Here is a 12,935-nt window from a genome sequence, read left to right as displayed (position 1 = left end):
CTGAGAGAAGTCTGAATCGTCCCCCCCGGTTCTTCCGTACACTGGGGCGGCATCCGGCCCGGTGCCGGCCGTCCGCGGAAGCCCGCGGCGCCGCCGTCGCCGGACCACCCCGCCCACCCCCGGAGAGAGCGCCCATGACCGCCCTGCACCCCCAGCCGACCGCCAAGCACGCCTCGTGGACGTACGCGGAGACCCGGCTGGAGGAGGACGCGGTGCTGCTGCGGGCACGGGAGCGCTCGGCCGAGCTCGGGGTGGCGCCGGTCAGCGAGGGCGCGGCGGCGCTGCTCACCGTGCTGGCGGCCACGCGCGCGCCGGGCGCCGTCGTGGAGATCGGCACCGGCGCGGGGGTCTCGGGCCTCGCTCTGATGCGCGGGCTGCCCGAGCGCACCGTCCTGACCACCGTGGACCCGGAGGCGGACGTGCAGCATGCGGCGCGGGAGGCCTTCTCCGAGGCGCACCTGCCGAACGGCCGCACCCGCATGATCACGGGGCGCTCCCGCCTCGTGCTGCCGCGCCTGACCACGGGCGCCTACGAGATGGTCGTGGTGGACGGCGATCCGGCCTCCCGCGCGTTCGACGTGGACCAGGCCGCCCGCATGCTGGCCCCCGGCGGGCTGCTGGTGGTCCTCGACGCCCTGGACCAGGACCGCGTGCCGCGTCCGGCGGTGCGCGAGCCCTCCACGGTGTCCGCCCGCGCCGTGGACCGCGGCATTGCCGAGGACGAGCGGTGGATCTCCGCCGTGGTCCCCACGGGCACGGGCATGCTGCTGGCCGTGCGCCGCTGACGCCTGCCGAGGAGCCCGGAGAAGCACGACGCCCCGCGCACCGGTCAGCGGTGCGCGGGGCGTGCGGCGTTCGGGGCGGTCAGCCCTGGGTGACGCCCTGCAGGCACTCCTTGAGCTCCTGCGCCTCCTCGGCGTTGATCTCCAGGACGAGGCGCCCGCCGCCGTCGATCGGCACGCGCATGATCAGGCTGCGTCCCTCCTTGGTCACTTCCATGGGACCGTCCCCGGTGCGAGGCTTCATGGCGGCCATTGCGACTTCCCTTCTGATGGTGTTCCCGTGTCGGCGCCGCCGGCGGATGTCGCAGACGGGCCCGGTGCCTTCGGCCCCCGCACGCGAGGCGTGGCGTGACCGGTCACACGCCCATTATCGCGGATCGCGCTGGCTGTCGCCACACGAGCCGGCGGGAGCGGCGGCGGCACGCTCCTCCTCGAGCTCGGCGATCCGGCGCTCGCGCCGGGCGAGGGTCTCCTGCAGTGCGGCCACCACCGCGTCCACTTGGTCCCGCTGGTAGCCCGGCACTGCCACGGCGAGGCGCACGTGGTCCACGTCCTGGGCCCGGGGGTCCGCGGGCAGGAGCACGGGGTGGCGGTGCTCGACGCCGGCGGGCGCGTCCGCGCGCAGGGTCGCGCGGCCCGTCGCCGCCGCCACGAGGGCGGCCACGGCCACCACGAGGGCGAGGACGAGGGCGATCCAGATCGGCTGGCTCATGCCCGGCCCCCCTGCTGGACCGCGGCCATGAGCGCCACGGCCTCCTCCGCGGTGTCCACCACGGAGAGCAGGTCGACGTCGCCGGGCGAGATCATCCCGCGCGCCTCGAGGGCCCCGCGGATCCAGTCCACCAGGGGACCCCAGAACGCGCGGTCCACCAGCACCACGGGGAAGCGGCTCACGGTGCCGGTCTGCACGAGGGTGAGCGCCTCGAACAGCTCGTCCAGGGTGCCGAAGCCGCCGGGCAGCACGATGAAGCCCTGCGCGTACTTCAGGAACATGACCTTCCGGGCGAAGAAGTACCGGAAGTCCACGCCGATCCCCACGTAGGGGTTCAGCCCGGTCTCGAAGGGGAGCTCGATGCCGAGGCCCACGGACACGCCGCCCACGTCGTGCGCGCCGCGGTTGGCGGCCTCCATGGCCCCCGGACCGCCGCCCGTGATGACGGCGAAGCCGGCCTCGGCGAGGCGACGCCCCACCTCGCGGGCGAGCGCGTACTCGTCGGTGCCCTCCCCCGTGCGGGCGGAGCCGAACACGGAGACGGCGGGGCCGAGCTGCGCCAGCGTCCCGAAGCCCTCCACGAACTCCGCCTGGATGCGCAGCACGCGCCACGCGTCCGACGTCGTGGAGGCCACGTCCGAGACCGGCGGCGCCGTCATGCCCGACTGGCGGGTGTCCAGCAGGAGCTGGTCGAAGGTGGGGGCGGCAGCCGCGGCGCCGCTCAGGATCTGCCCGCCGCGGCGCACGGGCCCTCGATCGGGGTCCGCGGGCTGGGACGGGTGTGTCTGGTCGGCCATGGCCCCCACCCTAGCCAGTCGGGCCCTCTGGTCGCCCCCGTGGCGCAGGCCTGCGCTCCCCGCGCACCCGGGAGATATCCTGCGGTGACATCCGCCGCCCAGCGCGGCGCGCCGTCGACCCCCAGGAGACCCCGTGCCGTCCGCTGCGTCCCCCGACCGCCACCGCCTCGCCCGTGCCCGGCGGGCAGCGGCGACGGCCGCCCTGGCCGCCACGGTGGCGCTGGTGTCCGGATGCTCCGCGCCGGCCGCGCCCGAGGCCCCGCAGCCGCCCGAGGCGGCGGGGCCCGAGACCACCGCGCCGGTGGCCCCCACGCCTCCTGCCGGGCCGGGGACGCCCGTCGAGACCTCCTCCTCACCGCGCTCCGCCACGCCGGCCCGGACGACGAGCACCACGGACGCCACCGACGGCGCCTCCGCCGCGCCCACGCCCCGGCCGCGCGCGGACGGCGTGCTGCGGATCGCCCTGCCCGGCGACCGGCCCGGCCTGAGCACGGGCGAGAGGGACGACACCCCGGACGGGTTCGACGCCGACGCCGCCCGCGCCACGGCCATGTTCCTCGGCTACGAGGAGCGTCAGGTCCAGTGGGTCTGGCTCGGGACGCGCGCCCCCGCCGACGCCCTCTCCGCCGGGATCGTCGACCTGGCGGTCGGCGGGGTGCCCCTGACGCCGGCACCGGACGAGCCCATGGACGTGGCCGGCCCGTACCTGTCCGCCCGCCTGGGCGTGCTCGTGCCGGCGGACTCGTCCGTCGCGGAGCCGGCAGACCTGGAGGGCGGCACGGTCTGTGTGGAGTCCGGCTCCCCCGCCGCGGCCGCCCTCCGCGCCGAGGTCCCCGGTGAGGTGGAGCTGCTCGTGCAGGGCGGCGCCGCCGAGTGCCTCCCGGCGCTGCGCACGGGGCGGGTGGATGCGATCGCGGGCGACGAGCCTCTGCTGGGCGCGCTGAGCCGGGCGGACGAGGCGCCGGAGGCGCGCCTGCTCGACGCCGACCTCGGGGCCGCCCAGTACGGCGTCGGCCTGCCGGAGGACTCCACGCTGTGCGACGACGTCACAGCGGCCCTCGCCTCGCACCGCGACGACGGCGGCTGGGCCCGGTCCGCCGAGGCTCTCGAGCGCGCCAGCGGGGTGCCGCTGTCTCCACAGCTGCGGCTCGCCGCCCTCCCGGATCCCGACCGCTGCGACCGCTCCCCCGCGCAGGGCGCCCAGTGAGCTGACGGGCGGGGATCGAGGCCGCCAGCCCGCCAGGAGCGTGATGCACCGCACGGCGTCCTGTGACATGGGCTATATTCCCTGCATGACCCACCACACCCCGGACACCGCCCACGGCGCCCATGCCGTCGGCACGGTGGCCTTCGGCGCACCGTCCGAGGCGCTCATCCGCCTCGAACACGTCAACAAGCACTTCGGCGAGTTCCAGGCCCTCAAGGACATCGACCTCGCCATTCCGCGCGGTCAGGTGGCGATCGTCCTGGGCCCCTCGGGCTCCGGAAAGTCCACCCTCTGCCGCACCATCAACCGCCTCGAGACCATCGACGACGACGGCGGCCGCATCCTCATCGGCGGCCAGCCGCTGCCCACGGAGGGCAAGGGGCTGGCCCGTCTGCGGGCCGAGGTCGGCATGGTGTTCCAGTCCTTCAACCTCTTCGCCCACAAGTCGATCCTCGAGAACGTGACCCTCGGGCCGATCCGGGTCAAGGGCAAGAAGAAGGCCGAGGCGGAACGGCATGCGATGGAGCTCCTGGAGCGCGTGGGCGTGGCCCCTCAGGCCAAGAAGATGCCCGCCCAGCTCTCCGGCGGCCAGCAGCAGCGCGTGGCCATCGCCCGCGCCCTGGCGATGGAGCCGCAGGCCCTGCTCTTCGACGAGCCCACCTCGGCCCTGGACCCGGAGATGGTGCAGGAGGTCCTGGACGTCATGGTCCAGCTCGCCCAGGAGGGCATGACCATGGTGGTCGTGACCCATGAGATGGGCTTCGCCCGAAAGGCCGGCGACCGCGTCATCTTCATGGCCGACGGCGCCGTCCTCGAGGACACCGACCCCGAGTCCTTCTTCACGGCTCCGCAGCACGAGCGGGCGAAGGACTTCCTCGGCAAGATCCTCACCCACTGACGCCCCGCGGTCCCGGCACGCCGCCTGGCCCTCCCCGTCCTCTCCCACCCGCACCTGATCCCAGGAGACACCATGATCACCAAGAAGCTCGCCTCCATCACCGCCGTCGCCGCGGCCGCCGCCCTCTCCCTGACCGCCTGCTCCCCGTCTGCGTCGAGCGACTCCGGCGCCTCCGCGTCCGGCTCCGCCTCGGGCAGCGCCTCCGCGGGGTCCTCCGACTCGCTGCGCATCGGCATCAAGTTCGACCAGCCGGGCCTCGGCTTCCGTGAGGGTTCGAACGCCCCCACGGGCTTCGACACGGATGTGGCCCGCTACGTGGCCCAGAAGCTGGGCGTGGACGAGGACAAGATCGAGTGGGTGCAGACCCCCTCCGCCAACCGCGAGAACGCTCTGGAGAACGGCGAGGTGGACATGATCCTCGCCACCTACTCGATCACCGACGCCCGCAAGGAGCGCGTCGACTTCGCGGGGCCGTACTTCGTGGCCGGCCAGGACCTGCTGGTCCGCGCCGACGAGACCGGCATCACCGGCCCGGACGACCTCGACGGCAAGAACCTCTGCTCCGTCACCGGCTCCACCTCCGCCCAGAAGATCAAGGACACGTTCGCCTCCGGGGTGAACCTCGTGGAGCAGGGCGGCTACGCCGAGTGCGTGACCTACCTCGAGTCCGGCCAGGTGGACGCCGTCACGACGGACGACATCATCCTCGCCGGCCTCGCCGCCACGGACGCGAACAAGGGCAAGTTCAAGGTGGTGGGCAATCCGTTCACCACCGAGCGCTACGGCGTCGGCATCGCGAAGGACTCCGACCGCTGCGAGGAGATCAACACCGCCGTCAAGGAGATGAAGGACTCCGGCGAGTGGGAGAAGTCGCTCACGAAGAACACCGAGGGCACCGGCTACGAGTACGACAAGGAGCTGAACTCGGGCAAGGACGCCGAGCTCGAGCCCTGCGCCTGATCACCCCCTGACCCGACCGCCTCGGCGGCACCGCCCACCCGGGCGTGTGCGGCCGGGGCGGTCAGGCCACGGCCCCCTCCACCCCCGGAAGAGACGGCATCGGAAGACCCATGGAACCACTGTCCACTCTCATGGAGCAGTACGGCTCGGCCGTGCCGCTCGCGTTCTGGATGAACATCCGGCTGGCCGTCCTGGCCACGCTGGCCTCGTTCGTCTTGGGCGTCGTCCTCGCCCTGTGCCGCATCTCCCCCGTCCCCTCCCTGCGAGCGCTCGGCGCCGGCTATGTCCACATCGTGCGCAACACCCCGTTGACCATCATCATGCTGCTGGGAGTCCTGGCGGTGTGGGGCCAGCTGAAGGTCACCTTCGCGAGCGACTTCACCCTGAACTTCTTCATCTATGCGGTGATCGCGCTCTCCCTGTACCACGCGGCCTTCATGTGCGAGGCCATCCGCTCCGGCGTGAACACGGTCCCACTCGGGCAGGCGGAGGCGGCCCGGGCGATCGGCCTGGGCTTCCTTCCAGCGGCGCGTCACGTCATCCTCCCCCAGGCCCTGCGCGGGGCCATCACCCCGATCGGCAACACCGTGATCGCCCTGACGAAGAACACCACCGTCGCCGCGGCCGCCTCGGTCGCCGAGGCCTCCGGGCTCATGAAGACGATGATCGAGTTCCGCCCGGACATGATGGTGGCCATCTTCCTGACCTTCGCGATCGGCTTCTGCCTGATCGTCATCCCGATCGGCCTGCTCACCACGTGGGCCTCTGACAAGTGGGCGGTGAGCCGATGAGCGCCCAGGCCTCCATCCTCTTCGACGCCCCGGGCCCCGTGGCCCGGCGGCGCATCCTGGTCCTCAACCTCGTGGCGCTGGCGGCCGTGGTGGCGGTGGCCGCGCTGGTCCTCGTCCGCATGGCCGAGCGCGGGCAGCTGGAACCCCGCCGCTGGAGCGCGGCACTCGACGCGAACGCGTGGTCCAACTACTACGTGCCCGGACTGCAGTTCACCCTGCAGGTGGCCGCGATCGCGGTGGTCACCTCGGTGGCCTTCGGCCTCGTGTTCGGCTTCCTCCGACTGGCGCCCTTCGCGCCGGTCCGGGCGGCGGCCGCCGTGGTGGTCGAGTTCTTCCGCGCCGTGCCGGTGCTCCTGATGATGGTGTTCTTCTACCAGGCCTTCGCCCTCGCAGCGCGCAGCGGCGTGCTCTCCGCCCAGGACGGCCCCTACTACGCCGTCATCCTCGGGCTCACCCTGTACAACGGCTCCGTGATCGCCGAGCTGGTGCGCTCCGGCGTCAAGTCCCTGCCCAAGGGCCAGCGCGAGGCGGCGGCGGCGATCGGCATGACGCCCAACCAGTCCCTGCGCCTCGTGGAGGTCCCCCAGGCCCTCGTCGCCATGCTGCCCTCGCTCCTCAGCCAGTTCGTGGTGATCCTCAAGGACTCCGCGCTCGGCTACCTGATCGGCTTCTTCGAGCTGCTCCAGTACGCCCGGCAGCTCGGCTCGGGCCAGGGGAACATCCTGCAGTCACTGGTGGTGGCCGCGCTCATCTTCATCGCGATCAACGTCCTGCTCACCTGGGTGGCGTCCCGTCTCTCCGGCCTGCTGTCCTCGCGCACCGCGGGCCGGACCAACCCCGCCGCGGGGTCCTCGGCCGTCGCCATCCCGGTGCACGCGAAGCACTGATCCGACCTGCGACGGCCGGCCTCATCTCCGCCCCGCGCGGGCAGGGAGGCCGGCCGTCGTCGTCGGGGAGGGGGCCGCCGCGGTCAGCCCGCCAGCCACCCCGAGAGCGCGTCCAGGCAGGCGTGCACGGCGGCGCGGTCCACGTGCTCGTCGTCGGTGTGGGCCAGCAGGGCGTCGCCGGGGCCGAAGTTCACGGCGGGCACGCCGAGGGCGGAGAAGCGGGCCACATCGGTCCAGCCGTACTTGGGCTTGGGCTCCCCGCCCACGGCGGCCACGAACGCGGCCGCCGCGGGCCGGTCCAGGCCGGGCCGGGCGGCGGCGGAGGCGTCCATGACCTCCACCTGCGCCGTCCAGTCCACCCCGGCACGCTCGAACACCTGACGCACGTGGGCGTGCGCCTCCTCGAGGGTCTTGTCCGGGGCGAAGCGGTAGTTGACGTCCACGTGCGCCGCGTCCGGGATGACGTTGCCGGCCACGCCGCCGGCGATCCGGATGGCGTTGAGGCCCTCCCGGTAGTCCAGGCCCTCCACGGTCACCGTGGCGGGGTCGTACGCGGCGAGGGCGCCCAGCAGGGGGCCGGCCTTGTGGATCGCGTTCTCCCCGCGCCAGGCTCGGCCGGAGTGGGCGGCCACCCCGGCGTAGGAGACGCGGTAGCGGCACGTGCCGTTGCAGCCTCCCTCCACGACGCCGTCGGTGGGCTCCAGCAGGACCGCGAAGTCTCCCTCGAGCAGCTCGGGGGCCTCGCGGACCACGCGGCCGAGGCCGGAGAGATGCGAGGCGACCTCCTCGTTGTCGTAGAACACCCAGGTCACGTCGTGCACGGGGGCCTGTGCGCCCGGCGCGTCCGTGGCGCCGCCGAAGCGGCCGGCGAGGGCGAGCTGCACCGCCACCCCGGACTTCATGTCCACCGCACCGCGGCCGTAGAGCGTGTCCCCGTCCCACGCGCTCGGCACGGTGCCGCGCGAACCCGGGACGGTCGGCAACGGCACCGTGTCCAGGTGTCCGGCGAGGATCACGCGGGTGTCCCGGCCCAGCTCGGTGCGGGCGACGACGGTGTCGCCGAGGCGGCGCACGTCGAGGCCTCCGAGCCCGCGCAGGGCGGTCTCCACCGCGTCGGCGAGCGGCCGCTCCTCCCCCGAGACCGAGCGGATGTCCAGCAGGGTGGCGGTCAGCTCCGCGACGTCCAGGTCGGCGGCGGTGAGGTCCGGGAGTGCGGGGGCGGCGTCGAGGGCTGTCATGGCGTCCAGTCTACGGACGCGGTCGGCCCCCGCCCCGGGTCCGGCGGGGCCCGATCGGTAGGCTGGGCCCATGACCGAGACCGCCGCACACCCGTCCCCCGCCTCGACCGCCTCGACCGCCCCCTCCGGCTCCGCCCGCCTCGTGGCCGGCCATGGCCTGGCCACCCGTGCCGCTGACGGCACGGTGCTGGACGTGTGGTTCCCCGCGCCCGTCGCCGGGCCGCTCGCGTCGGCGGACGCCTCCGTCGGCGGCATGCTGGACGGCCTCGCCACGGACGACGCCGACCGCGGCACCACGCAGTCCGTCGTCGCCCTCGAGGTCGACCTGGACGCCGCCCCCGCCTCCCCCGAGGACGCGTGGCTGCGCCTGCATGCGCTCTCCCACCGCCTCGTCCGCCCGAACGAGCTCAACCTCGACGGCGTGTTCGGCCTGCTGGCCAACGTCGTGTGGACCAACCACGGCCCGTGCGCCGTGGACGGCTTCGAGCTGACCCGCGCGAAGCTGCGCGCCCGCGGCTCCGTCACCGTGCACGGCGTGGACAAGTTCCCCCGCATGACGGACTACGTCGTGCCCAGCGGCGTGCGCATCGGCGACGCCGACCGCGTCCGCCTCGGCGCGCACCTCGCCGAGGGCACCACCGTCATGCACGAGGGCTTCGTGAACTTCAACGCCGGCACGCTGGGCCACTCCATGGTCGAGGGCCGCATCTCGGCCGGCGTCGTGGTGGGCGACGGATCCGACCTCGGCGGTGGCGTCTCCATCATGGGCACCCTCTCCGGCGGCGGCACCCAGAGGATCGTGATCGGCGAGCACGTGCTGCTCGGCGCGAACTCGGGCGTCGGCATCTCGATCGGCGACGACTGCGTGGTGGAGGCCGGTCTCTACGTCACGGCCGGCACGCGCGTCACGGTGCTCCGCGAGGGCGAGGAGCCCGCCGTCGTGAAGGCCGTGGACCTCTCCGGCGTCCCGAACCTGCTCTTCCGCCGCCACTCGGGCACGGGCGCCGTCGAGGCCCTGCCGCGCGCCGGGCGCACGGTGGAGCTGAACGCCGCGCTGCACGCGAACGGCTGACCATGAGCGCCCCCGCCGCTCCGCGCCGCCGGCCGTCCCTGGCGCGGCGCGCCCTTGTCACGGCCACGGGCGTGCTCGTGCTCGGCGGCCTCGGGGCGGGCGCGTGGTGGGCCTCGGAGGCCGGCCACGGCCCGCTGCTCGGCCCGGAGGTGTGCCTCGTCATCACCGACGACGGCGCGCACCACCGCCTCTCCCCGGACCGCGCCGCCGTCGCGGGCGTGATCGCCGCGACCGCGCAGGAGCGCGGGATGCCGCCGCGCGCGGCCACGATCGGGATCGCCACCGGCATCCAGGAGTCGGGCCTGCGGGCCCTCGACCACGGGGACCGGGCCGGCCCCGACTCGCGCGGCGTGTTCCAGCAGCGCCCCTCGCAGGGCTGGGGAACGCAGGAGGAGGTCATGGACCCGGTGTACGCGGCGAACGCGTTCTTCGCCGCGCTGGAGGACATCGCCCCGGACTATCAGGACATGGCCGTCACCGAGGCCGCCCAGGCGGTGCAGCGCTCGGCCTACCCGGACGCCTACGCGGACCACGAGGTCGAGGCCCGCGCCTGGGCCGCCGCGCTCACGGGCGAGTGGACCGAGAAGCTGCGCTGCCGCCTCGACACGCCGGGCGAGGCGGACCCGGAGGGCTTCCTCGCCGCCGCGGCGCGCCAGCACCCCTCCGTCGCATGGAGCCGCCCGCCCGAGGACTCGTCGAGCGGCAGGACCGTGGCGGTCGCGGGCGGCACGGGCGGCCTGGACGATGCCGAGGCCCGCTCCCTCGCCGCCTGGTCCGTGGTCAACGCGGACGCCCACGGGGTGCGCACCGTGGAGACCGGGGACCTCGTGTGGGAGCGGTCGGGCGGCGGCGGGTTCGTCAGCCGCGCCGAGGCCGGGATCGATCAGACTCCGGTGGAGGGCGTGCGCGTCACCTTCTGAGCGGCGCGGGTTCGCGCCGACGACGACGCCGGCCCGCCGCCTCCGCGAGGAGGACGACGGGCCGGCGGACCCCCGAGCGGGGCGTGCGGTTCAGCGCTGCGGGTACTGGCGCAGCGGCTCGCCCACGTAGATCTGGCGGGGACGGCCGATCTTGGTGGCCGGATCCTCCATGAGCTCGCGCCACTGGGCGATCCACCCGGGCAGGCGGCCCAGGGCGAAGAGGACGGTGAACATCTTCTCCGGGAAGCCCATGGCCTTGTAGATCACGCCGGTGTAGAAGTCGACGTTCGGGTAGAGCTTGCGCTCCACGAAGTAGTCGTCGGCCAGGGCCTTCTCCTCGAGGCGCTGCGCGATCTCGAGGAGCTCGTCGTTGCCGCCGAGCTTGGCGAGGATGTCCTCGGCGGTCTTCTTGATGATCCTCGCGCGCGGGTCGTAGTTCTTGTACACGCGGTGGCCGAAGCCCATCAGGCGGACGCCGTCCTCCTTGTTCTTCACCTTCTCCATGAAGTCCTCGGGCTTCGTGCCCTCGGCCTGGATCTTGCGGAGCATGTTCAGCACGGCCTCGTTGGCGCCGCCGTGCAGCGGGCCGTACAGCGCGTTGACGCCCGCCGAGACGGAGGCGAAGAGGTTCGCCTCGGTGGAGCCGACGAGGCGCACCGTGGAGGTGGAGGCATTCTGCTCGTGGTCCGCGTGCAGCATGAGGAGCAGGTCGAGCGCCTTGACCATGTCCGGGTCGATCTCGTACTCCTCGGCGGGCACGCCGAAGCACAGGCGGAGGAAGTTCTCCACGTAGTTCAGGTTGTTGTGCGGGTACATGAAGGGCTGGCCGAGCGACTTCTTGAACGCGTAGGAGGCCAGCACCGGCAGCTTGCCCAGCAGGCGGATGGTGGAGATGTGCACCTGGTCCGGGTCGTGCGGGTCCAGGGAGTCGCCGTAGAACGTGGAGAGGGCGGACACGGAGGAGGACAGCACCGGCATCGGGTGCGCGTCGCGCGGGAAGCCGTTGAAGAACATCTTCAGGTCCTCGTGCACCATGTTGTGGCGGAGGATGTTGGTCTCCCAGTCGGCGAGCGCCTCCTTGGTCTCCGGCAGCTCGCCGTAGATCAGGAGGTAGGCGACATCCATGAAGGAGGAGTTCGCCGCGAGGTCCTCGATCGCGTAGCCGCGGTAGCGCAGGATGCCCTGGTCGCCGTCGATGTAGGTCACGGCGGACTTGGCGTTCGCGGTGTTCATGAAGCCGGGGTCGTAGGTCACGTCGCCGGTCTCCTTGAGGAGCGGGGCGATCTTGATGCCGTCGTTGCCGGCCGTGGCGCGCTCGATGCCGAGCTCCAGGCTCTTCTCGCCGACATTCAGCCGGACGGACTCGTTCTCAGTCACGGGAAACTCCCTCGTCGTGGTTCATGGATGGCCCCGCGCAGCACGCGAGGATGGGGCACACCGCACGTGGGGACGTCTGCGGCCCACGCTACCAACTCCCGTGCCCGGCGGGGCACGGGGGCGGCGCGGCGGCAGCGGTGTCAGTCCCGCGCGGCTGCGCGCTCGGTGAGCCGGCGGGCGGCGCGGGCGACGGCGTCGTCCGAGGCCGTGAGCGCGACGCGCACGTAGCCGTGGCCGGCCGGGCCGTAGAAGACGCCGGGCCCGGCGACGATGCCGAGGTCGGCCAGCTCCCCCAGCAGGTCCCACGAGTCCTGTTCCGTGGCGGCGGACGGGTCGGTGTCTGCGCGGCGCGTCCACAGGTAGAGGCCCGCCTCGGAGTGGTCCACGGCGCAGCCGGCCGCCTCCAGCGCGGGCTTGAGGAGCGCGCGGCGGCGCCGGTAGCGGTCCTTCTGCTCGGCCACGTGCGCGTCGTCGGCCAGGGCCGCGGCCATCGCGTGCTGCACGGGCGCGGGCACGATCATGCCCGCGTGCTTGCGCGTGTTCACCAGGGCGGCCACGAGCGCGGGATCGCCCGCGGCGAACGCCGCGCGGTACCCGGCCAGGTTGGACTGCTTGGAGAGCGAGTACACGCTGAGCAGGCCCGTGAGGTCCCCGCCGGAGACCTCGGGGGCCAGGATGCACGGCACCCGCGTGTCCTCCCATGCATCCCACCCGAGCTCGGCGTAGCACTCGTCGCCGCACACCACGGCGCCGAGGGCGCGGCCCTGGTCCACGATCCGCTTCAGCGCGTCCGCGGCGAGGACGGCGCCCGTCGGGTTGGCCGGCGAGTTGGTCCACACGAGGCGCACGCGGGCGCGCACCTCCGGGTCCAGCTCCTCCAGGTCGTCCGCCGCAACGGCCTGCGCTCCGGCGATCTGCGCACCGATCGCGTACGTGGGGTAGGCGGTGCGCGGGTGCACCACGACGTCGTCCGCACCGAGGCCCAGCAGCGTCGGCAGCCACGCGATGAACTCCTTGGAGCCCACGGAGGGGATGACGGCGGCCGGGTCCAGCCCGGGGACGCCGCGGCGACGGGCGAACCAGTCCACCACGGCCCCGCGCAGCGCGGCGGTCCCGTGCGTGGTGGGGTACCCGTGGGCGTCGGCGGCCTCGGTGAGGGCGCGCCGGATCAGCTCCGGCGTGGGGTCCACGGGCGTGCCGATGGACAGGTCCACCGTGCCGTCAGGATGCGCGGCCGCGCGCTCACGGTAGGGGGCGAGCGTGTCCCACGGGTAGTCCGGGAGGGTGAGCATGG

At 73.5% G+C, this 12,935-nt stretch carries 14 protein-coding genes; 8 read left to right on the top strand and 6 right to left on the bottom strand.

The window, feature by feature from the left end:
• Nucleotides 1-134 precede the first annotated feature (134 nt).
• On the top strand, nucleotides 135-785 hold the full coding sequence (locus AB0302_RS06815) for a class I SAM-dependent methyltransferase (RefSeq protein ID WP_248117598.1): 651 nt from the start codon (nucleotides 135-137) through the stop codon (nucleotides 783-785).
• 79 nt (nucleotides 786-864) lie between these two features.
• Here AB0302_RS06815 and AB0302_RS06810 read toward each other — a convergent pair whose 3' ends face one another.
• The 3 genes from AB0302_RS06810 to AB0302_RS06800 all read right to left on the bottom strand — a co-directional run bounded on the left by AB0302_RS06810 (nucleotide 865) and on the right by AB0302_RS06800 (nucleotide 2,291).
• Nucleotides 865-1,035 carry a DUF3117 domain-containing protein gene (locus AB0302_RS06810; RefSeq protein WP_248117596.1) on the bottom strand — a complete coding sequence of 57 codons (171 nt, stop codon included), beginning with the start codon at nucleotides 1,033-1,035 and terminating at the stop codon, nucleotides 865-867.
• A 114-nt stretch (nucleotides 1,036-1,149) separates the two neighbouring features.
• A complete protein-coding gene (locus AB0302_RS06805) occupies nucleotides 1,150-1,494 on the bottom strand; it encodes a cell division protein DivIVA (RefSeq protein ID WP_343282004.1) in 345 nt (114 codons plus the stop codon).
• The gene (locus AB0302_RS06800; protein ID WP_298712019.1) at nucleotides 1,491-2,291 is read right to left on the bottom strand and encodes a TIGR00730 family Rossman fold protein; all 801 of its coding nucleotides are present in this window, start codon (nucleotides 2,289-2,291) and stop codon (nucleotides 1,491-1,493) included. Before AB0302_RS06800 ends, AB0302_RS06805 begins: the two co-directional genes overlap by 4 nt.
• A gap of 133 nt (nucleotides 2,292-2,424) precedes the next feature.
• Here AB0302_RS06800 and AB0302_RS06795 point away from each other — a divergent pair, with 133 nt between their 5' ends.
• The 5 genes from AB0302_RS06795 to AB0302_RS06775 all read left to right on the top strand — a co-directional run bounded on the left by AB0302_RS06795 (nucleotide 2,425) and on the right by AB0302_RS06775 (nucleotide 7,034).
• Nucleotides 2,425-3,498 (top strand): transporter substrate-binding domain-containing protein, encoded by a 1,074-nt coding sequence (locus AB0302_RS06795; RefSeq protein ID WP_366370952.1) that lies wholly within the window; start codon nucleotides 2,425-2,427, stop codon nucleotides 3,496-3,498.
• An 85-nt stretch (nucleotides 3,499-3,583) separates the two neighbouring features.
• Nucleotides 3,584-4,396 (top strand): amino acid ABC transporter ATP-binding protein, encoded by an 813-nt coding sequence (locus tag AB0302_RS06790; RefSeq protein WP_248117588.1) that lies wholly within the window; start codon nucleotides 3,584-3,586, stop codon nucleotides 4,394-4,396.
• A gap of 72 nt (nucleotides 4,397-4,468) precedes the next feature.
• Nucleotides 4,469-5,356, top strand: a complete 888-nt coding sequence (locus AB0302_RS06785) for a glutamate ABC transporter substrate-binding protein (protein WP_319076459.1) — start codon at nucleotides 4,469-4,471, stop codon at nucleotides 5,354-5,356.
• A gap of 110 nt (nucleotides 5,357-5,466) precedes the next feature.
• Nucleotides 5,467-6,147, top strand: coding sequence for an ABC transporter permease subunit (locus AB0302_RS06780; protein WP_298712011.1), 681 nt, complete (start codon nucleotides 5,467-5,469; stop codon nucleotides 6,145-6,147).
• Entirely contained in the window at nucleotides 6,144-7,034 is an 891-nt protein-coding gene (locus AB0302_RS06775; RefSeq protein ID WP_248117582.1) for an amino acid ABC transporter permease, read from the top strand. Before AB0302_RS06780 ends, AB0302_RS06775 begins: the two co-directional genes overlap by 4 nt.
• An 83-nt stretch (nucleotides 7,035-7,117) precedes the next feature.
• Here the strand turns inward: AB0302_RS06775 and dapE are convergent, their stop codons facing one another.
• Nucleotides 7,118-8,272: a succinyl-diaminopimelate desuccinylase gene (gene dapE, locus AB0302_RS06770; protein ID WP_298987524.1), complete on the bottom strand. Its 1,155-nt coding sequence runs from the start codon at nucleotides 8,270-8,272 to the stop codon at nucleotides 7,118-7,120.
• Nucleotides 8,273-8,342: 70 nt separating this feature from the next.
• Here dapE and dapD point away from each other — a divergent pair, with 70 nt between their 5' ends.
• Both dapD and AB0302_RS06760 read left to right on the top strand, forming a co-directional pair.
• Nucleotides 8,343-9,344 (top strand): 2,3,4,5-tetrahydropyridine-2,6-dicarboxylate N-succinyltransferase, encoded by a 1,002-nt coding sequence (gene dapD / locus AB0302_RS06765; protein ID WP_248117578.1) that lies wholly within the window; start codon nucleotides 8,343-8,345, stop codon nucleotides 9,342-9,344.
• Between the two features lie 2 nt (nucleotides 9,345-9,346).
• Nucleotides 9,347-10,264, top strand: coding sequence for a hypothetical protein (locus tag AB0302_RS06760; protein WP_366370951.1), 918 nt, complete (start codon nucleotides 9,347-9,349; stop codon nucleotides 10,262-10,264).
• A 90-nt stretch (nucleotides 10,265-10,354) separates the two neighbouring features.
• Here AB0302_RS06760 and AB0302_RS06755 read toward each other — a convergent pair whose 3' ends face one another.
• Nucleotides 10,355-11,617: a citrate synthase gene (locus tag AB0302_RS06755; RefSeq protein ID WP_366370967.1), complete on the bottom strand. Its 1,263-nt coding sequence runs from the start codon at nucleotides 11,615-11,617 to the stop codon at nucleotides 10,355-10,357.
• A 164-nt stretch (nucleotides 11,618-11,781) separates the two neighbouring features.
• Nucleotides 11,782-12,933, bottom strand: a complete 1,152-nt coding sequence (dapC, locus tag AB0302_RS06750) for a succinyldiaminopimelate transaminase (RefSeq protein ID WP_366370950.1) — start codon at nucleotides 12,931-12,933, stop codon at nucleotides 11,782-11,784.
• Between the last annotated feature and the right edge of the window lie 2 nt (nucleotides 12,934-12,935).

This window comes from Micrococcus sp. NPDC078436, assembly GCF_040702705.1.
Taxonomy (GTDB): domain Bacteria; phylum Actinomycetota; class Actinomycetes; order Actinomycetales; family Micrococcaceae; genus Micrococcus.
This window is presented reverse-complemented; position numbering and strand designations above follow the sequence as displayed.